The following is a 19,561-nucleotide window of genomic DNA, read 5'->3' as shown; positions in this document are numbered from 1 at the left end:
CATTGCGGCAAGCGCAACATCTGCACCGGGCCGTTGCAGGAGATGAAACATGGAGCATCGCGAGCTGGAACTGTTCCTGCATCTCGCCCGCACGCTGAACTACGGGCGCACCAGCCTCGAGTGCCACGTCAGCGCCGCGACGCTGACCAGGACGATCCAGCGATTGGAGACCCGCGCCGGCGTACGGCTGCTCGACCGCGGTCCACGCGGAGTCGTCCTCACCGCGGACGGCCAACGCTTCACGGCGTACGCCGAGCAAGCTCTGGAACTGTGGGAGGACTATCGCGCAGGCACCGGCGAACCGGCTGAGCTCGTCGGCGAGCTGCGGATCTTCGCCACCGTCACGGCCTGCCAAGCGCTGCTGCCCGACCTCCTCGCCCCGCTGCGAGCGGCGCATCCGCAGATCCGGCTCGCCGTTCAGACCGGGGACGCGGCGGCGGCTCTGGCCAGGCTCGACGAGGGCGAGGTGGACGCGGCGGTCGCGGGCATCCCGAAGCGCCTGCCGCAAACGATGATGAGTCGAACCGTCGCAGTCACCGATCTGGTGCTGATCAGCAGCCGCGACGGCTCAGCGGATGGGACGTTCGTCGTGCCGGCACGCGGTCTGGTCCGGGATGCGGCGTTCCGCTGGTTCCGGAAGACCGGAGTGAAACCAGTGATCGCGGCCGAGCCGGATGGACACGAGGCGCTGCTGACGCTCGTGGCGCTGGGCTGCGGCACGGGAGTCGTGCCTCGACTGGTGTTCGAGTCCTCGGCGGTACGCGACCGCCTCGTCGAACTGCCCGCGGATCCGGCGCTCGAGCCGCTCAGGATCGGGCTTTGCGCTCGCCGCGCCGACCTCCGCCGCCCTTTGATCGCGGCGCTCTGGGGGCTGCGACCGTAGCGCCGGGATAGAGCTTGGCTGGGACGAGCTGAGGCGGCAGCGGGTCGGCGCCTTCCAGCTGGCGAATGAGAGCGTCGGTGCCGAGCTGACCGAGCTCGGGACCGGGCGTCCGCATGATGGTGAGCTCCGGATTCGACAGCGCCGCGGTCTCGGGAACCATCAGCAGCGGCAGCACGGAGAGCTCCCCCGGTACGTCGCGACCCAGCCGCGTCAGGCCGGAGATGACACCGAGTGCGGCGTACTCGTTCAGGACCAGGATCGCGGTCGTCTTCGGGTGCTCCTGGATCAGCCGATCGGCCGCTTCCTGCCCGGCTTGGGTCGTGTCCGAGCAGGGCATCACGACGATCGGCAGGCCGTACTCCGCCGCGATCCGGCGGTACGCGTCCTCGGTCCGCACCCACGGGCCGTACGCATGGAACCGCGGGTCGGCCAGATCACCGGAGACCAAGACGAGCTCCCGGTGCCCGAGGTCGTACAGGTGCCCGACCGCGTCGCGGACCGTCGTGTCGAAGTCGATGTCCACGTGCGACAGACCCTCGAGCTCGGTGGTCCGGCCGATCAGGGCGAACGGCGTACCGGTCTCCCGCAGGACGTCGACGCGAGGATCGTCGAGCTGGACCTCCATCAGTACGACGCCGTCGACCAGACCCTGCCCGAGCAGCTCGCGCAGCTCGACGCCGTCGTTGCCGACCGGCCACAGCACCAGGTGATAAGCCTCCTTGCGGGCCGCCTCGGCCGCGCTGGTGAAGAACTCCGCGGTCGACATCCCGAACCGGTGCTCCAGCGCCGGATAGGCCATCGCGATGATGTGCGTCCGCCGGCTGGCCAGCGCGCGGGCCACGGCGTTGCGGCGATAGCCGAGCTCGGCCATCGCCTGCTCGACCCGCGCCCGGGTCGCCGCGGTCACCGGCTTGGTGTCGTTCAGCAGGAACGACACGGTCGCGATCGACACGCCCGCACGGTCCGCGACGTCCCGCATGGTGACCATCGAATTCCTCCCCGTCTGAACCCTTGACAGCAGTGTGACCCAAGGAACATAGTCCTGAGACATCTCAGTTAAGCGGTTTACCCCCCTCAGAGCAAGCGACCGGAAACTTTTCACAGCCCGTGGTTAAACGCTTTGATCGAAGGAGCCCGATGTCATGATCAGCAAGCGGATCGCCGCCGTGCTGGCCGGTGCGACGACCGTGTCGCTCGTGCTGGCCGCCTGCGGCAGCAACGGCGAGGACTCCTCGCCGGCCTCGTCCGGGGACAGCGTCAAGAGCCTCACGATCCTGGACTACTACAACAACGACCCGGACAAGTCGCTGGTGCAGAAGGGGCTCGACTCGTGCGCGAGCCAGCTCGGCATCACCATCCAGCGGGAGACGGTGCCTGGTGACACCTTGATCCAGAAGGTGCTGCAGCAGGCCTCGTCGAAGACGCTGCCCGATGTCTTGATGCTCGACAACCCCGACGTACAGCAGATCGCCGCGACCGGCGCGCTGGCGCCCTTGAACGACATGGGTCTGAGCGGGGACGGAGTCATCCAGGGCATGGTCGACGCGACGTCGTACCAGGGCAAGCTCTACGGGCTGGCGCCGGTGACCAACACGATCGCGCTGTTCTACAACACGCAGATGCTGCAGGAGGCCGGCGTCCAGCCGCCGAAGACCTGGGACGAGCTCAAGGCGGCGGCCAAGAAGCTGACCAAGCCCGGTCGCTACGGCATCGCCTTCAACGCGAACGCGACGTACGAGGGCTCTTGGCAGTTCTTGCCGGCGATGTGGACCAACGGCGGTGACGAGACCGACCTGAACACCCCGCAGGTGAGCGAGGCGCTGCAACTGTGGGTCGACCTGGTGCAGTCGGGCTCGGCCTCGAAGAGCGTGATCAACTGGACCCAGGGCGACGCGAAGGACCAGTTCGTGGCGGGCAAGGCCGCGATGATGGTGAACGGGCCGTGGCAGATCCCGGCACTGGAGAAGACCCCGAACGTGAAGTGGGAAGTGGTCACGTTCCCGCTGAACAAGCCGGATCAGACCCCGGTCGCTCCGCTCGGCGGTGAGGCCTGGACGGTCCCGCTGAACAAGGACCAGGCCAAGCAGCAGAAGGCGGCCGACTTCGTGAAGTGCCTGAACTCGGACGAGAACGAGCTGGCCTGGGCGAAGGCCCGGTTCACCATCCCGACCAAGACCGCGCTGCTCGACCAGTACGTCAAGGAAGTGCCGTCGATGAAGGCCTTCACCGAGCAGGTCAAGACCGCTCGCTCGCGCACCGGCAAGCTCGGCGAGAAGTGGCCGGAGGCCGCGAAGGTGATCTACCAGGCCATCCAGCTGGCGCTGACCGGTAAGGCCTCGGCCCAGGACGCCTTCAAGCAGGCTTCCGGCGGCTGACGTGGCCCAGGCAACGATCACGCGGACGACGGACGCGCGCGGCACGGGACCTGTTCGCAGGTCCCGTGGCCGGCGCCACCGCGGTGAGGATCTGACCAAGATCCTGTTCGTCCTGCCGGCCGCGGTGGCGATGGTCGCGTTGTTCGGCTATCCGGTGGTGAAGAACCTGCTGATGAGCCTGCAGGACTACGGCCTGCGGACGTTCTTCACCGGTGCCGCACCGTGGGTCGGGCTGAAGAACTACAGCACGGTCGTGACGGACAACCTGTTCTCCGACGCGATGGTGAACACGGCGCTGTTCACCATCGGCTCGATCGCGTTCCAGTTCGTCATCGGGCTGGCGCTGGCGCTGTTCTTCCACCGGCGTTTCCCGCTCAGCGGCGTACTGCGGTCCTTGCTGCTGCTGCCGTGGTTGCTGCCGTTGATCGTGTCGAGTGCGACCTGGCGATCGATCCTCGAGCAGGACAGCGGGATTCTGAACCGGACGTTGTCCTGGTTGCATCTGATCAACGAACCCGTGCCGTGGCTGAACTCGCCGTCGGTCGCGCTGATCGCGGTGATCGGGGTCAACATCTGGATCGGCATCCCGTTCAACGTGACGCTGTTGTACTCCGGTCTGGCCGAGATCCCGGACGAGTTGTACGAGGCCGGCCAGTTGGACGGCGCGACCGGCTGGCGCGCGTTCTGGTTCATCACCTGGCCGAACCTGCGGGCGGTCGCGAGCGTGCTGCTGATGCTCGGGGTCGTCTACACGATCAAGGTGCTCGACATCATCCTCGGCCTGACCGGTGGCGGACCGGCCAACGCGACGCAGACGCTGGCGACCCAGTCGTACGAGCGGTCGTTCATCGACTTCAAGTTCGGTGAGGGTGCGGCGCTGAGCAACATCCTGATCGCGATCTCGTTCCTGTTCGCGATCTTCTACCTGCGCAGCACCCGCCGCGCGATCGACGAGTAGGGAGGTACGACGATGAACGATTCGGCTGTCCGTCGCGCGGTGTACACCGTGATCGGCGTACTGATCCTGGTCGTGATGCTGTTCCCGGTCTACTGGATGCTCAACGCGTCGCTGCAACCGTCCGGGAACACGCTGACCGCCGGCTTTCTGCCGTTGCACCCGACGTTCAGCGGATACCAGCGGGCGCTCAGCGAGCAGGGCGGAAACCTCGTCACGAGTCTGATCATCGCGACCGGGACCGTCATACTCAGTCTGGCCATCGCGACCCCGTGCGCCTACGCGCTCTCGCAGTTCCGGTCCCGGTGGGTGTCGGTCGGGCTGCTGGCCATCCTGATCTCGCAGATGATTCCGGGCATCGTGATCGCCAACGCGCTGTACACGGCGTACGAGCGGATCGGGCTGCTGAACTCGATCCCGGGCCTGATCCTGGCGAACTGTGCCAGCGGCATCCCGTTCGCGATCCTGATCCTGCGCTCGTTCATGCTCTCGCTGCCGCCGTCGCTGGTGGAGGCCGCGCGGGTGGATGGCGCCGGGCTGTTCCGGGCGTTCGTCGCGATCGTGCTGCCGATCAGCAAGAATTCCCTGATCACCGCGGGACTGTTCAGTTTCCTCTTCTCCTGGAGCGATTTCCTCTTCGCGCTGACGCTGACCACCAAGGGCGGCGTACGGCCGGTGACGCTCGGGATCTACCAGTACCTCGGCACCCAGGTGCAGAACTGGAACGCGGTGATGGCGACCGCGGTGCTCTCGGCGATCCCGGCCATCGTGCTGCTGGTCGCCGCACAGAAGTACATCGCCGCCGGCGCCATCGGCGGAGCCGTCAAATAACCCCTTACGGACAAGGACTTTCACATTATGACGATTCGCGTACTCGTCTGGGGCGAGAACCGGCACGAGCAGGTCGAGCCGCACGTCGCCGAGATCTACCCCGACGGCATGCACAGCACGATCGCGGCCGGGATCGCGGAGAACCTCGGCGACGCCGCCAAGGTCGAGACGACCACTCTCGACGAACCCGAGCACGGCCTGACCGAGGAGGTGCTGGCCGACACCGACGTACTGGTCTGGTGGGGTCACGCGGCCCACGGCGAGGTCGAGGACCAGGTGGTCGAGCGTGTGTACCAGCACGTGCTGTCGGGGATGGGCCTGGTCGTGCTGCACTCCGGCCACTGGTCGAAGATCTTCGGCAAACTGATGGGAACCTCGTGCACGTTGCGCTGGCGCAGCGAGCGGGACCGCGAACTGGTCTGGACGGTGAATCCGACGCACCCGATCGCGCAGGGTGTGCCGCACCCGATCGAGATCGAGCAGCAGGAGATGTACGGCGAGTTCTTCGACATCCCGGTGCCGGACGAACTGATCTTCGTCTCGTCGTTCTCCGGCGGCGAGGTGTTCCGCTCCGGCTGCACGTTCCGCCGCGGGCACGGGAAGATCTTCTACTTCTCCCCTGGCGACCAGGACTTCCCCGTGTACCACCACAAGGACGTCCGGAAGGTGATCGCGAACGGCGTCGAGTGGGCGATGACGGACCTGCCCAAGCGGGCGGTCCCGACGCTGCTGCGGTACGAGACCGGTGACTTCTTCAACGGCCACGGCTACAAGGGTCCGATCGAGGAGCCTGCGGATGCCTGAACCCTTGCGCCTTGTCCAGGCCGGCGCGGGCGGCATGGGTCGCGCGTGGCTTCGTACGATTGCCGACAATCCGGATGTTGACCTCGTCGGGTTGGTCGATCTCGATCTCGCGGTCGCCCGGACAGCTGCGGACGAGCACGGATTCGGCGCGGTCCCCGTGGCGGCGTCGATCGACGAACTGGGTGTCGACGCCGATGCCCTCATCGATGTGACCGTGCCGCTCGCGCATCCGAAGGTCAGCGTGGATGCCTTGCTGCGTGGGCTTCCCGTCCTCTGCGAGAAGCCGCTGGCCGAGTCGGTCCGCGAGTGCCTGGCGATGGTCGCGGCCTCGGAGGTCAGCGGGAAGCTGCTGATGGTCTCGCAGTCCCGCCGCTACTTCCGGGCGGGGTCGGCGTTCGGCCGGCAGATCGCCGAGCTCGGCACCATCGGGTCGCTGTCCTGCGAGTTCTTCAAGGCGCCGCATTTCAGCGGTTTCCGGGAGCGGATGGCCGAGCCGCTGCTGGTCGACATGGCGATCCACCAGTTCGACCTGGCCCGCAAGCTGGTCGGCTCCGAGCCGGTGACGGTGTACTGCGAGTCGTACAACCCGGAGTGGAGCTGGTTCGACGGCAACGCCGCCGCCAACGCGGTGTTTGCCTTTGCCAACGGAACCCGCTTCGCCTTCACCGGCAGTTGGTGCGCGCCCGGTCTGGAGACCTCATGGAACGGTCGCTGGCGAGCCAGCGGCCGCGACGGTACGGCGACCTGGGACGGTGACAACCCGCCTGTCGCCGAACTCGCTTCCGGCGAATTCCTGCCGGCCGTCCTCGTCGACGACCCGGAGCAGATCGCCGGGTCCCTGGTCGAGTTCGTCGACGCGGTCCGCGAGTCGACGATCCCGCAGTCCGAGGTGCACTCGAACGTGATCAGCGTCGCCATGGTGGAGGCCGCCGTACGCTCAGCCTCCCTCGGTACGCCGGTCCGTGTCTCCGACGTACTGGAGTCTGCTTACGCAGAAGCCCTGGCGACCGTCCAGGACCCTGCCCTGCAGGCAGCTCTGCAGGCCTGGCCCGACGTACTGAAGACGGTCGGCCTGCACTCCTGACAACACAGCGCCGGAGAAACTGCGGGGGTTTCTCCGGCGTTGCCGTCAGTCGCGCGGCGGGCGTACGCCTCGATCTCGATCTTCATGCGTGGGTCGGACAGACCGCACACGAGCATGGTCGCGGCCGGCCGGATCTCACCGAAGGCACGGTGCAGGACCGGCCAGCACGGCTCGAAGTCCTCCCGATCGGGCAGCAGGTAGCGGACCCGGACGACATCGCCGAGGGTGCACCCGGCCTCGGCGAGCGCGGCCTCGATGTTGCGCAGAGTCTGCTCCGCCTGCTCGACCACGTCGTCCGAGATCGTCATGGTCGCGTAGTCGAAGCCGGTCGTTCCGGACACGTGCACCCAGTCCCCGTCCACCACGGCCCGGGCGTAACCGATCTGCTCCTCGAAGGTCGACCCGCTGAGGATCGCACGCCGTTCTCTCATGCCTCGAACGCTAAGGGAGCCGTGCCGATACCTGAATACTTCCTTGCAGTCGTGAGGGCTACAGCTTGAGCGAGGAGGCGACCACGTCCGCGAGGGAGTGGGCGATCTCGTGGGCTGCGTCGGAGGACTCGGCCTCGACCATGACTCGGACCAGGGGCTCGGTGCCGGACGGGCGGAGCAGAACGCGACCGGTGTCGCCCAGCCGAGCGGTTGCCTCACTGACGGCGGACTGCACCGTCGGGTCGGAGCCCGCGCGGGACTTGTCGACGTTCTTCACGTTGACCAGGACCTGCGGGAGGCGGGTCATCGCACCGGCCAGGTCGCTCAGGGTCTTGCCGGTCTGAGCGAGCCGGGCGAGCAGCATGACCGCGGTCAGCGTGCCGTCGCCGGTGGTGGCGTGGTCGGACAGGATCACGTGCCCGGACTGCTCACCGCCGAGCTTGTGACCGCCGGCCTTCATTGCCTCGAGCACGTACCGGTCGCCGACCTTGGTCTGCTCGACCGCGATCCGCTCCCGGACCATCGCCTGGACGAAGCCCAGGTTGCTCATCACGGTGGCGACCACGGTGTCGTTGGACAACCGGCCGCTGTCGCGCATGGCCAGCGCCAGGATCGCGAGGATCTGGTCGCCGTCCACGAGTTCGCCGTTGGCGTCCACGGCCAGGCACCGGTCGGCGTCGCCGTCGAGGGCGATGCCGAGATCGGCACGGTGACCGAGCACCTCGCGCTGCAGACCCTCCAGGTGGGTGGATCCGCAGTCCAGGTTGATGTTCAGCCCGTCAGGCGCGGCGGCGTACGTGATCACCTCGGCACCGAGCCGGCGCAACGCCTCCGGCGCGGTCTCGGACGCGGCCCCGTTGGCGCAGTCGATCACGACCTTGACGCCGTCGAACCGGTTCGGCGCGGAACGCACCAGATGCGAGACATACGTCTCGAAGCCCTGGCCGTCCTCGAGCACCCGGCCGACGGCCGCGCCGGTCGGGCGCTGCCACTGCTCATTCATCCGGGCCTCGATGGCGTCCTCGATCACGTCGTCGAGCTTGATCCCGCCGCGGGCCAGGAACTTGATGCCGTTGTCCGGCATCGGGTTGTGGCTGGCGGACAGCATCACGCCGAGATCGGCGCCGGTCGAGCCGGTCAGGTACGCCACGGCCGGAGTCGGCAGTACGCCGAGCTTGACCACGTCGACGCCGGCGCTGGCCAGACCGGCCACCACGGCGGCTTCCAGGAATTCACCACTGGCCCGTGGATCCCGCCCCACAACGGCGCGTGGCCGGTGCCCTTCGAAGGCACCGGCCTCGCCGAGTACGTGCGCCGCCGCGACCGAGAGGTCGAGCGCCAGCTCCGCGGTCAGGTCCACGTTCGCCAGGCCACGGACTCCGTCCGTGCCGAACAAACGCCCCATCAGGTGATCAGCGCTTGCTGTACTGAGGCGCCTTACGGGCCTTCTTGAGTCCGGCCTTCTTGCGCTCCTTGATCCGCGCGTCGCGGGTGAGCAGGCCGGCCTTCTTCAGACCCGGGCGGTTCGCCTCGAGGTCCGCCGCGTTCAGGCAGCGGGCCACACCGAGCTGCAGCGCACCGGCCTGGCCGGTGATGCCGCCGCCGTTGATCCGGGCGATCACGTCGTACGAGCCCTCCAGGCCCGCCACGACGAACGGCTCGTTCACGTGCTGCTGGTGCACCTTGTTCGGGAAGTAGACGTCCAGCGGCTTGCCGTTGACAGTCCACTGCCCGGTGCCGGGCACCAGGCGGACGCGGGCGACGGCCTCCTTGCGGCGACCGGTGGCCGCGGCCGGGTTGATCACCGCGACGCGACCCGTCTCGGCGCGCTGCTCCGGAGTCGGGTTCGTCTCGGAGGTGTAGGCGACCGGGCCCTCGTTGTCGATGGGCACCTCGGCGTCGAACTCTTCGGTCTCGGTGGTGATGTCGCTCACGCTGTGAATCCTCGTTTACCTGGCTCGTCGATCGCTTACTGGGCGATCTGGGTGATCTCGAACGGCTTCGGCTGCTGGGCGGTGTGCGGGTGCTCCGGACCGGCGTACACCTTCAGCTTGGTGAGAAGCTTCCGGCTCAGGCGGTTCTTCGGGAGCATGCCCCAGACAGCCTTCTCGACGGCCTTGCGAGGGTCCTTGTCGAGGATCTCGCCGATCGGCGTGGCCGTCAGACCACCCGGGTGACCCGAGTGGCGGTAGGCCAGCTTGTCCGTCCGCTTGGTGCCGGACAGGGCGACCTTGGAGGCGTTGATGACGACGACGAAGTCACCGCCGTCCACGTGCGGCGCGAACGTCGGCTTGTGCTTGCCGCGCAGCAGGGTGGCGATCTGGACGGCGAGCCGACCGAGCGTGACGTCGGTGGCGTCGATCACGTGCCACTCACGGGTGACGTCAGCAGGCTTCGGGCTGTACGTGCGCACGGTCGTTGACCTTCGTTTCTCAGAGGTTGACAAAACTGGGACGTCGGCGAGCGGTCCGCCGACGTGGCAAGGACCTGGAACGCACAACAGCAGCCCAGAATACCGGCGTCGGCACCCTGGGGTCAAAGCGAGCCCAGACCCGCAGGAGACCCCGGCTTGGAAGGAGTCGAGGACGGCACTAGTTTAGCCGTGAAGAATCAAGTCCGAACCCGCGTCCCGCCGGCTGACGATAACCCTCACTCACCAGGCGATGACGCCAGCTTCCGAAGAGGGCATTGTGACCGAACAGTCGCTCACCGTCCGGGACAACCGGACCGGCAAGGACTTCGACCTTGCCATCACCGATGGCACCATCCGTGCCGCCGACCTCAAGAAGATCAGCGCCACCGACGGCGACGGCGGCCTGGCCACCTACGACCCGGGCTTCGTCAACACCGCCTCCTGCCGCTCCTCCGTCACCTTCATCGACGGCGACAAGGGCATCCTGGAGTACCGCGGCTACCCGATCGAGCAGCTCGCCGAGCAGTCGAACTACCTCGAGGTGGCGTACCTGCTGGTGAACGGCAAGCTGCCGAACAAGGCGGAGTACGAGGCCTGGGCGCACGACGTGACGTATCACACGTTCGTGCACGAGAACCTGAAGACCTTCATGCAGGGCTTCCGGTACGACGCCCACCCGATGGGCATGCTGCTGGCCTCGGTCGGTGCGCTGTCCACGTTCTACCCCGAGTCGCGCAACATCTTCGACGAGGAGTCGCGGGCGCTGCAGATCCGGCGGCTGATCGCGAAGATGCCGACGCTGGGCGCGTTCGCGTTCCGGCACGCGCAGGGCAAGCCGTACGTGTACCCGGACAACGAGCTGAGCTACACGGCGAACTTCCTGTCCATGCTGTTCAAGATGAGCGAGCCCAAGTACGCCGCCGACGACCGGCTCGTGCGGGCACTGGAGATCCTGTTCATCCTGCACGCCGACCACGAGCAGAACGCCTCCACCAACGCGGTCCGGGCGATCGGGTCCACCCAGGTCGACCCGTACACGGCCGTTGCCGGCGGCATCGGTGCGCTCTACGGCCCGCTGCACGGCGGCGCCAACGAGGCGGTGCTGAAGATGCTCCGCCGGATCGGCTCGGTCGACCACGTCCCGTCGTTCATCGAGGGCGTCAAGAACGGCGACGAGCGGCTGATGGGCTTCGGTCACCGGGTCTACAAGAACTACGACCCGCGGGCCAAGATCATCAAGAAGGCCGCCGACGACGTGTTCGAGGTGACCGGGATCAACCCGTTGCTGAAGATCGCCGTCGAACTGGAGAAGATCGCGCTGGAGGACGAGTACTTCGTCTCCCGCAAGCTCTACCCGAACGTCGACTTCTACTCGGGCCTGATCTACGAGGCCCTGCAGTTCCCGCCGGAGATGTTCACCGTGCTGTTCGCCATCCCGCGCACGTCCGGCTGGCTGGCCCAGTGGCTGGAGATGCTCGGCGACGGCGACCAGAAGATCGCCCGCCCCAAGCAGATCTACACCGGCGAACGAGGCGTCCAATACGTCCCCATCGGCGACCGCTGACCCAACCAACGGAACGGCCCCTCCCCGGAGGGGCCGTTCCGTCGTAAAGGACACCGCTCCGCCGCGGCTGCGAGCTCAGGTGGGTGGCGGGAGGGGAGAGCGGAGGCCGAGCCATTGGTCGGCGTTCCAGGCTTCGAAGCGTTCTAGTTCGGTGAAGCCCAGCTTTGCGGCGAGGCGTAGCGAGCTGGCGTTGGCGGTCTGGGTGGTGAGCACGACCGGCTCGCCCGGAAGGACGCCGTCGAACCAGTCGAGTGCCGCCGTGCACGCCTCGGCGGCGTATCCGAATCCCCACGCCCGCGGCAGGAACAGGTAGCCGAGCTCGGCCTTTCCCTCGGCAGCCGGGCGACTGTGCCCGGCGGCTCTCCCGAGAAGGACCTGGCCGATCATCGCGCCGTCGAGTTCGACGACGAAACTCCCCGGGCGCCGCGTGGGCACCTCAGGAATCTCGCGCTCGAGCTCGTTGCGCGGGCGGGGACCGCCGAGGTAGGTGTTCACCTCTGGCGAGGCGAGCAGTTCGATGAACGCCGCACGGTCCTGCACCTTGGCCTCACGCAGCACCAGCCGCGCAGTCCTGATCGGCTCAGGCGGCCACGCCACGCTTCCCAGATCTTCCACCCGCGCACGCTAACAAACGGTCGAACCAACCGAGCGCCAACGAAGCACCGGTGTCCTTCTCACGGGCCGCTACGTCAACCACGGGGGAGATGTAGCTTCGGCTGGTGGAGACGTTGGTGGGGAAGGTCGCGCTGGTGACGGGGGCCAGTCGTGGGGTGGGGAAGGGGATCGCGCTCGGGCTTGGTGAGCAGGGGGCGACGGTCTATGTGACTGGTCGGACCGAGATCGGCGGGGCGCTGCCGGGAACGGTGCAGGAGACGGCCGAGGAGGTGACGGCCGTCGGTGGGCGCGGGGTCGCGATCGCGTGTGATCACCGCGACGACGAGCAGACCAGGCAGGCGGTACGGCGGATCGTGGCCGACGCCGGGCATCTCGACGTACTGGTGAACAACGTCTGGGGCGGCTACGAGTACTTCTGGGACGGTACGCCGTTCTGGGAAGAAGCCGGCTTCTGGACGCAGCCGATCGAGCGCTGGGACTCGGCGTTCCAGGCCGGGGTGCGCGCGCACTACGTGACGTACGGCGCGGCGAAGGCGGCGACCGACCACATGGTCGCCTGCATGGCGCACGAACTCCGCGAGCATGGCGTGACCGCGGTGTCGTTGTACCCCGGCTTCGTACGAACCGAATCGGTCCTGCGTGCGGCGGAGTACATCGACCTCACCGACTCGGAGTCCCCACAGTTCGTCGGCCGCGGCGTCGCAGCCCTAGCCACCGACCCCGACGTCATCCGCCACACAGGCCAGGTAGTCCGCACAGCCCACCTAGCCCACCACTACAACTTCACCGACCCCAACCCCCGGTGGTGCTCCACAGGTGCAGACCGGTGGGCAAGAACACCTTCTGGTGGCCCAGAACATGACGTGACCTGTCCGAGCTGACCACGAGGTGTTCACGCCCCCGGCAGTTGCGGGCGGGTCCTGCGGGGTGTGCTCTACAGGTGCTCACCTGGGTGTGCGCCGATCACCTGACCCGTGTCATGGCTTGGCGCCCTCCGCCGTAGGCGGCCCGAGGAACAGCTGCCGCGGAGCGGCGTCCTTTCGCGCATCCCCAGCAACCTGTTCTGGTTAATGTGTAGCAAATTAACCAACTTTGGGGTATTGATAGGGGTCTGGGGTCAGGTTAATGCTTTCACCATGAGTAGGGAAGGCCGGACGACGCTGCGGGATGTGGCGGAGGCTGCTGGGGTGTCGGTGGCCACGTGTTCGTATGTGCTGAGTGGGCGGGCGGACCGGACCACCCCGCTGCCCGAGCCGACGCGGCGGCGGGTTGAAGAGGCCGCGCGGCAACTCGGGTACAAGGGCAACACCGCCGCACGCAGTCTGCGCCGGCAGCGGTCCGAGCTGATCGCGATCGTCTACGCCCCACCCGTCGGACCGTGGCTGGATCGGCTGACCTGGGAGTGCGAGGACGTCGCCGCCGAGCACGGCTACTCCGTGATCGGGGTTCCAGTACGACGGATCGACCGCGCAGCGCAGTCGTTGCGCGTGATCACCCGCGGCCACGTGGACGGCGCGATCTTCACCCCCGGCCTCAGCGACGACCTGGATCTCACCGCGGCCCGGCGCTCCACCCGCGCCCTGATGGCCTTCAGCGACAACCTCGAACTGCCCGGCGTCGACATCGTCCGCAACAACGTCCGCCAAGCGCTGTCAGAGGCAACCACCTACCTCATCGAAGCAGGCCGCGAGCGGATCGCGTTCCTCTCCCACACCGGCAGCCACGACGACAGATACCTCGGGTACGTCGACGCCCTGCAGCAGGCCGGCCGTGAGGTCGACCCAGCGCTGGTTCGCGTCGGCGCGGCTTCCCGCGAGGACGCCGTCGTCGTGGTCCGCGAACTCCTCGACTCCCCCGCGCCACCGGACGCGATCGTCTCGGAGTCCGATCGTGGTGGGTTCGCCGCCTTGCAGGCCGCCGTGGACCGCGGCTTCAAGGTGCCGGACGACCTCGCCGTGATCGGTACCGGCAACACCCGGGAGGCGACGTACGCCGCGCCGCCGCTGACCAGCGTCGGCATGCACCAACTGGATTTCACCGAAATGGTCGAGGCGCTGTTCGCACGCATCGACGATCCGAGTCTGCCCGCCCGGGAGCTGTCCATGCCCTGGGTGCTGAACCACCGCGCCTCCGCCTAACCCCCACAGTCACGCCCGAATGCGATTCGAAAGGTTTGTCATGCCCTCCTTCAACCGCCGTTCGTTCCTCCAGCTCGGCCTGGGTGCCACCGTGCTCGGCGCGGTCGGCACGGCCTGCTCGCCGGCCACTCCGGCGGCGAAGAAGCAGGACGCCCGGACGTTCACCATCTACTGGAACGCCGGCCACGGCTACCAGGCCTACAAGGAAGTGATCGACCAGTTCGGCAAGGACCACGACCTGCAGATGAACTGGCAGAAGTTCCAGTGGCCGGACCTGACCACCAAACTCACCGCGGACTTCCGGTCCGGCAACGTGCCCGACCTGGTCGAGGAGGTCAGCGCCGGGACCGGGACGCAGTACGGGCTGGCCGGCAACGTGCTGGCGCTGGACGATTTCGCCGCCGGAGACAAGGAGTTCGGCTTCCCGGGCGACTACCTGGACCAGGCCGTGGTGGCGCGGCAGTACGAGGGCAAGACGTACTCGATCCCGCTGCACCTGACCGCGAACGGCCTGCTCTTCTACAACAAGGGGATGCTGTCGGCCGCCGGTTTCGACAAGCCGCCGACCAACTGGGAGGAGTTCCTGGAGATCGCGAAGGCCACCACCAAGGACAAGGTCAGCGGCTGCGCGCTCAACTCGGACCCGAGCTACGCGGCGCCGTATTACAACCAGCAGAGCGTGGACTTCAGCAACGCCGGCGCCAAGCAGTTCATGATGCCGGCGGACGGAGCTCTCAAGGCCCTGCAGTGGATGCAGGACCTGATCTTCACTCACAAGGTCTCCCCCGCGCCGGTGGCGACGACCGACTACTCCGGACCGCAGAAGCTCTTCTCCGCCAAGCGTGCGGCGATGTTCGTGTCCGGGCCATGGGATATCGGTCCGATCCGGCAGGGCAGTCCGGACATCGACCTCGGCGTCGCCGTACCGCTGACCGGCGCGGTCCAGTCCGCCGCGATGGCCGGATCCGGCCTGATGATCCCGGCGAAGGCCAAGGACCCCAAGCTGTCGTGGGAACTGATCACCAAGCTCGCCGCGGTGAAGGTCGAACTGGCCGCCACCAAGGAAGCCGGCATGTCGATGCCGCGCAAGAGCTGGGCCGCCGACCCCGCCGTCGCCGCGGATCCGAGCCTGGCCACCATCGCGAAATCCCTTGCTGTGGTGGCGAAACAGGACATCGCACTGTCCGCGAGCGGGAAGGCCGCCCAGATCAACGAGCTGTGGAAGAAGGCCTACCAGCAGATGATCATCCAGCACGCGCCGGTCGAGCAGACCCTCGCCGACTTCCGCAAGCAGGCCGGGGCGGCGCTGTGACCCGTCGCCGGCAGGCGCTGACGGCTTGGCTGTTCCTGACTCCGGCGGTGCTGTTCTTCGCCCTGCTCTTCTTCCTCCCGATCGGCAACCAGTTGCTGACCGGCCTGTACGACTCCGACGGCGTCTCGTTCGTTGGGCTGGGCAACTTCAGCCGCGCCTTCGGCGATCCCGAAGTACTGCACTCGTTCCTGATCACGCTCGCCTACGCGGCCGGCACCTTGGTCGTCGGTACGGCGGTCGGTCTCGGACTGGCCGTGATCCTCAACCAGGCGCTGCCCGGGCGAACGCTCTTCCGCTCGGTCCTGCTGATCCCGTACCTGACCTCGGTGTCGATCGTCGGCCTGCTCTGGCGGAACATCCTCGATCCGCAGGTCGGCATCCTCAACCGGTTGCTTGAGGCAATCGGCCTGCCCGGCCAGACCTGGCTCAGCACTCACCCACTCGCGACGATCGTCGGCATCACAGTCTGGTCCGGGGCCGGCTACACAATGGTGTTGTTCCTGGCCGGTCTGCAAGGCATTCCGAGCCTGTACTACGAGGCCGCGCGGATCGACGGCGCCGGTCCGTGGCGCCGGTTCTTCGCGATCACCATTCCGTTGCTGGCACCAACGACCTTGTTCGTGTCGATCATCGGATTGATCAGCACGCTGCAGCAGTTCGCCCTGCCGTACATCGTGACCGGCGGCGGCCCCGGCAACGCGACCTCGCTCTACGCACACCGGTTGTTCATCGTGGCCTTCAACGACAACGACTTCGGCTACGCGTCCGCACTGTCGGTCCTGCTGCTGCTCGTCGTACTCGTGCTGTCGCTGGCACAGCTGCGGATCGGAGACCGTGCCAATGCGTGAACGTCTCTTCCCCGGCGACCGGATCGCGGCGTACGTCGTCCTGGTCGCGCTCGGGCTGGTCACGGTGCTGCCGCTGCTGTACATGATCGTGCTGGCCTTGCAGAGTGACGCCGAGGTGCAGTCGGGCGATCCGGTGCTGTGGCCCGCGGACCTGCAGTGGGGCAACTTCACCCGGTTGTTCGAGGCGGCGCCGTTCGAGCGGTTCTTCCTGAACAGCTTCGTGATGGCCGGCGCGATCACGGTCTCGCACCTGATCTTCGACCCGCTCGTCGGCTACGTGTTCGCGAAGATGGACTTCCCCGGCAAACGGATCGCGTTCGTGGCGGTGCTGTCCACGCTGATGGTGCCGTTCTTCGTCCGGATGCTGCCGATCTACTCGATCTTCGCGAGCCTGGGCTGGATCGACAGCTACCAGGGCCTGATCGTGCCGTTCCTGATGGATGCCTACGGCATCTTCCTGATGCGGCAGTTCATCAAGCCGCTGCCGGACGAGCTGATCGAGGCGGCCCGGGTGGACGGCGCGGGCGAGTTCCGGATCTACCTGCGGGTGATCCTGCCGCAGTGCAAGCCGGCGCTGGCCGTGCTCGGCCTGTTCACGTTCGTCTTCCAGTGGAACGAGTTCCTCTGGCCGCTGATCGCCACCAGCCGGACCGAGATGCGCACGCTGCCGATCGGGCTGACCCTGTTCAATCAGGAGTACTTCACCCAGTGGAACCTCACTGCGGCCGGCGCCCTGATCCTGTTCGTCCCCACCGCCCTCTTCTTCGTCATCACGCAGAAGTTCCTGGTCGAGGGCATCGCGCTCTCCGGATTGAAATGAGTACCTCTTGACGCGCCCTAACGTCATCGTCTTCTTCACCGACCAGCAGCGCTGGGACACCGTCGGCGCGGCCGGCAGTCCGCTCGGCCTGACGCCCAACCTGGACCTGATGGCCCACCGCGGCACCATGTTCGAGACGGCATGCACCACCAATCCCGTCTGCGCTCCGGCACGCGCCGCCATGCAGACTGGGATGTACCCGACCAACACCGGCGTCTACCGCAACAACGTGCCACTGCCAACTGACGCGCCGACCTTGGGCCGGCTGTTCGGTGCGGCCGGCTACCAGACCGCCTACATCGGCAAGTGGCACCTCGGCACGCAGGACCCGGTCCCGGCCGCTGAACAAGGCGGCTACGACTTCTGGCTGGGTGCGAACATCCTGGAGTTCACCTCCGACGCCTACCGGACCATCGTGTACGACGGGGACGGTGAGCCGGTGTTCCTGCCCGGCTACCGGCCGGATGCGTTGACCGACGCGGCGATCCGCTACGTCACCCGTGCCTCTGAAGACGACCGCCCGTTCATGCTGTTCATCTCGCTGATCGAGCCACACCACCAGAACGAGCACGACGACTACCCGGCCCCCGAGGTCTACCGGAACACCTACAACGGCGCGTGGCTGCCACCCGACCTCGCGTCCCTTCCGGGTACGGCGCATCGGCACGCGGCCGGGTACTACGGCCAGATCAAGCGTGTCGACGAGTGTCTCGGGCGACTGCGCGACGCACTGGTCAGCCTGGACCTCACCGACGACACTCTGCTCCTCTACACCTCCGACCACGGCTCCCACTTCAAGACGCGCAACAGCGAGTACAAGCGGTCACCGCACGACGGATCGATCCGGGTGCCCTTGGTTGTCGAGGGTCCGGGGTATCGAGGTGGATCGCGGGTCAGCAATCCGGTCAGCACCGTCGACGTCGTACCGACCCTGCTGGATGCGGCCGGGATCGAGTTGCCGGACCACTTGGACGGCGTACCGCTCCGGGAGGCGACGTCGGACGCCGTACTCATCCAGATCAGTGAGACGGAGGTCGGGCGGGCGCTGCGGACCGAGCGGTGGAAGTACCACGTGATCGCGCCGGACGCGGGCGACGAACCGGCCGCCGATCACTACGCGGAGCGCGCGTTGTACGACCTGGACGCCGACCCGTACGAGTTGGACAACCTGATCGACAGTGCCGGGCATCGGGAGGTCGTCGCCGAGTTGCGGGAGGTGCTGATCCGCGAGGTCGCGCGGATCGAACGGCGTACCGTGACCGTCGCGTCGTACCCCGGCATCCGGGACCGGGGCCGCTTCGCCGAGACCACGGTACGACGGCTGAAGCTGGACGGCCGCCGGCTCGAGTGACCTACTCCCCCAGGCCTCAGGGTCACCCTGAGGCCTACCGCGGCTGGGGTAGCCGAAGTGCCGTCGGCTGCCCGACGCGGCACCTGGGTGGTTTTCGGGAGTCTGTTCGTGATATCGAACACGACAGGGAGACCACCATGAATGCCTTGCTGTACAAGGGAAATCGACTGGCCGACTGGCTCGGCCGGCAAAGTGTCGACATCCTGCGGGTCAGTCTCGGACTGATCTTTCTCATCTTCGGCGTACTGAAGTTCTTCCCGGGTGCGAGCCCGGCGGAGGCGCTGGTGATGCGGACCATCAACACGCTCACACTCGGCGTCATCCACGGCCGTTCCGCGGTCCTGCTGACCGCCGTGATGGAGTGCTTCATCGGACTCACGCTGGTGTCCGGCCGGTTCCTGCGCACCGGGCTGCTGGTGCTGGGGTTCTCGCTGGTCGGGATCATGTCGCCGCTGGTGCTGTTCTTCAGCGACCTGTTCCCGGGTGCGCCGACGCTGGAAGCGCAGTACGTACTGAAGGACATCGTGCTGGCGGCCGCCGGACTGGTGATCGCCGCCAAGGCCCTGGCCGCCTCGCCAGTACGGCTGCGGGTGTGAGAGTTGGAGATGGCCCCGGGCGGGCTCAGTTGCCTCGGTCCGGGGCCATCCGGCGCCTCTGCGGACTACGACGCGGCGGGGGCGCCGGCCGGTTCCCACAGAGTTGCTATCAGTTCTTCGGCCTGGCCGCGGGCCCGGATGTTCGTGACATGGTCGATGTAGTCGCGGGACTCGACGATCAGGCCGTCGCGGATCCGCATGACGAAGATGCACGGCGTGCGGTACGGCGCCCCGGTCGCGAGCACTGTGCCGGCGTAGTCGAGCTCGGCGACGATCACCTCCGGGTCGGTGGTCTGGTGGACCCGGATGTTCTCCGGCTGGAACCGCACCACCTCCATCACCTTCGGACCGATCCCGCCGAAGTGCCGCCGCAGGTCGTCGCGGGACCGCAGCGGGTGATCACCGAACGGGTTCATCGGATGCCGTACGTCGGTCTGCTCGGCGTACAGCTCGGGGAGCGCGGCGAAGTCCCGGTCGGCGACGCCGTGCACCAGCTTCAGGAAGACCTCTTCGGGTGTCATGTTCTGGTTCCTCACAGATT

The 19,561-nt window shown here is 67.1% G+C and carries 21 protein-coding genes; 14 read left to right on the top strand and 7 right to left on the bottom strand.

Annotated features, from left to right (window positions below):
* Window positions 1-49 precede the first annotated feature (49 nt).
* Window positions 50-883 carry an HTH-type transcriptional activator IlvY gene (gene ilvY, locus E0H75_RS10180; protein ID WP_131512888.1) on the top strand — a complete coding sequence of 278 codons (834 nt, stop codon included), beginning with the start codon at window positions 50-52 and terminating at the stop codon, window positions 881-883.
* Here the strand turns inward: ilvY and E0H75_RS10175 are convergent.
* Window positions 807-1,871 (bottom strand): LacI family DNA-binding transcriptional regulator, encoded by a 1,065-nt coding sequence (locus E0H75_RS10175; RefSeq protein ID WP_131512887.1) that lies wholly within the window; start codon window positions 1,869-1,871, stop codon window positions 807-809. The genes ilvY and E0H75_RS10175 overlap by 77 nt on opposite strands.
* 154 nt (window positions 1,872-2,025) lie before the next feature.
* Between E0H75_RS10175 and E0H75_RS10170 the strand changes: the two genes are divergently transcribed.
* From E0H75_RS10170 to E0H75_RS10150, 5 genes are read left to right on the top strand one after another with little or no spacing between them, the layout of a single operon-like run.
* Entirely contained in the window at window positions 2,026-3,258 is a 1,233-nt protein-coding gene (locus E0H75_RS10170; protein ID WP_131512886.1) for a sugar ABC transporter substrate-binding protein, read from the top strand.
* Window position 3,259: 1 nt separating this feature from the next.
* Window positions 3,260-4,216 (top strand): carbohydrate ABC transporter permease, encoded by a 957-nt coding sequence (locus tag E0H75_RS10165; protein ID WP_202872879.1) that lies wholly within the window; start codon window positions 3,260-3,262, stop codon window positions 4,214-4,216.
* A gap of 12 nt (window positions 4,217-4,228) precedes the next feature.
* The gene (locus E0H75_RS10160) at window positions 4,229-5,044 is read left to right on the top strand and encodes a carbohydrate ABC transporter permease (RefSeq protein ID WP_131512885.1); all 816 of its coding nucleotides are present in this window, start codon (window positions 4,229-4,231) and stop codon (window positions 5,042-5,044) included.
* Between the two features lie 27 nt (window positions 5,045-5,071).
* Window positions 5,072-5,848: a ThuA domain-containing protein gene (locus E0H75_RS10155; protein WP_131512884.1), complete on the top strand. Its 777-nt coding sequence runs from the start codon at window positions 5,072-5,074 to the stop codon at window positions 5,846-5,848.
* Window positions 5,841-6,932: a Gfo/Idh/MocA family protein gene (locus E0H75_RS10150; RefSeq protein ID WP_131512883.1), complete on the top strand. Its 1,092-nt coding sequence runs from the start codon at window positions 5,841-5,843 to the stop codon at window positions 6,930-6,932. Before E0H75_RS10155 ends, E0H75_RS10150 begins: the two co-directional genes overlap by 8 nt.
* On the opposite strand, the gene E0H75_RS10145 is transcribed toward E0H75_RS10150, so the two are convergent.
* From E0H75_RS10145 to rplM, 4 genes are read right to left on the bottom strand one after another with little or no spacing between them, the layout of a single operon-like run.
* Window positions 6,836-7,363, bottom strand: coding sequence for a RidA family protein (locus tag E0H75_RS10145; protein ID WP_202872878.1), 528 nt, complete (start codon window positions 7,361-7,363; stop codon window positions 6,836-6,838). The genes E0H75_RS10150 and E0H75_RS10145 overlap by 97 nt on opposite strands.
* 58 nt (window positions 7,364-7,421) lie before the next feature.
* Window positions 7,422-8,768 (bottom strand): phosphoglucosamine mutase, encoded by a 1,347-nt coding sequence (glmM, locus tag E0H75_RS10140; protein WP_131512882.1) that lies wholly within the window; start codon window positions 8,766-8,768, stop codon window positions 7,422-7,424.
* 7 nt (window positions 8,769-8,775) lie between these two features.
* On the bottom strand, window positions 8,776-9,297 hold the full coding sequence (gene rpsI, locus E0H75_RS10135) for a 30S ribosomal protein S9 (RefSeq protein WP_131360939.1): 522 nt from the start codon (window positions 9,295-9,297) through the stop codon (window positions 8,776-8,778).
* Between the two features lie 35 nt (window positions 9,298-9,332).
* Window positions 9,333-9,776, bottom strand: coding sequence for a 50S ribosomal protein L13 (rplM, locus tag E0H75_RS10130; RefSeq protein ID WP_131360941.1), 444 nt, complete (start codon window positions 9,774-9,776; stop codon window positions 9,333-9,335).
* Between the two features lie 277 nt (window positions 9,777-10,053).
* Here rplM and E0H75_RS10125 point away from each other — a divergent pair, with 277 nt between their 5' ends.
* Window positions 10,054-11,340 (top strand): citrate synthase, encoded by a 1,287-nt coding sequence (locus tag E0H75_RS10125; protein WP_238162916.1) that lies wholly within the window; start codon window positions 10,054-10,056, stop codon window positions 11,338-11,340.
* Between the two features lie 75 nt (window positions 11,341-11,415).
* Here the strand turns inward: E0H75_RS10125 and E0H75_RS10120 are convergent, their stop codons facing one another.
* Window positions 11,416-11,955 (bottom strand): GNAT family N-acetyltransferase, encoded by a 540-nt coding sequence (locus E0H75_RS10120; RefSeq protein ID WP_131512881.1) that lies wholly within the window; start codon window positions 11,953-11,955, stop codon window positions 11,416-11,418.
* A 104-nt stretch (window positions 11,956-12,059) separates the two neighbouring features.
* Here E0H75_RS10120 and E0H75_RS10115 point away from each other — a divergent pair, with 104 nt between their 5' ends.
* From E0H75_RS10115 to E0H75_RS10085, 7 genes are all read left to right on the top strand, one after another.
* Complete coding sequence (locus E0H75_RS10115) at window positions 12,060-12,836, top strand: SDR family NAD(P)-dependent oxidoreductase (RefSeq protein WP_131512880.1); 777 nt, start codon at window positions 12,060-12,062, stop codon at window positions 12,834-12,836.
* 255 nt (window positions 12,837-13,091) lie between these two features.
* Window positions 13,092-14,093, top strand: a complete 1,002-nt coding sequence (locus E0H75_RS10110; protein WP_165553549.1) for a LacI family DNA-binding transcriptional regulator — start codon at window positions 13,092-13,094, stop codon at window positions 14,091-14,093.
* Between the two features lie 40 nt (window positions 14,094-14,133).
* A complete protein-coding gene (locus E0H75_RS10105) occupies window positions 14,134-15,405 on the top strand; it encodes an ABC transporter substrate-binding protein (RefSeq protein ID WP_165553547.1) in 1,272 nt (423 codons plus the stop codon).
* Entirely contained in the window at window positions 15,402-16,253 is an 852-nt protein-coding gene (locus E0H75_RS10100; protein ID WP_131512877.1) for a carbohydrate ABC transporter permease, read from the top strand. Before E0H75_RS10105 ends, E0H75_RS10100 begins: the two co-directional genes overlap by 4 nt.
* The gene (locus E0H75_RS10095) at window positions 16,246-17,073 is read left to right on the top strand and encodes a carbohydrate ABC transporter permease (RefSeq protein ID WP_131512876.1); all 828 of its coding nucleotides are present in this window, start codon (window positions 16,246-16,248) and stop codon (window positions 17,071-17,073) included. Before E0H75_RS10100 ends, E0H75_RS10095 begins: the two co-directional genes overlap by 8 nt.
* Before the next feature lie 7 nt (window positions 17,074-17,080).
* Complete coding sequence (locus tag E0H75_RS10090; protein ID WP_131512875.1) at window positions 17,081-18,424, top strand: sulfatase-like hydrolase/transferase; 1,344 nt, start codon at window positions 17,081-17,083, stop codon at window positions 18,422-18,424.
* Between the two features lie 137 nt (window positions 18,425-18,561).
* The gene (locus E0H75_RS10085; RefSeq protein ID WP_131512874.1) at window positions 18,562-19,020 is read left to right on the top strand and encodes a DoxX family protein; all 459 of its coding nucleotides are present in this window, start codon (window positions 18,562-18,564) and stop codon (window positions 19,018-19,020) included.
* Between the two features lie 65 nt (window positions 19,021-19,085).
* On the opposite strand, the gene E0H75_RS10080 is transcribed toward E0H75_RS10085, so the two are convergent.
* Window positions 19,086-19,541 carry a nuclear transport factor 2 family protein gene (locus E0H75_RS10080; RefSeq protein ID WP_131512873.1) on the bottom strand — a complete coding sequence of 152 codons (456 nt, stop codon included), beginning with the start codon at window positions 19,539-19,541 and terminating at the stop codon, window positions 19,086-19,088.
* Window positions 19,542-19,561 lie beyond the last annotated feature (20 nt).

It is taken from the genome of Kribbella capetownensis (assembly GCF_004331485.1).
Lineage (GTDB): Bacteria > Actinomycetota > Actinomycetes > Propionibacteriales > Kribbellaceae > Kribbella > Kribbella capetownensis.
This window is presented reverse-complemented; position numbering and strand designations above follow the sequence as displayed.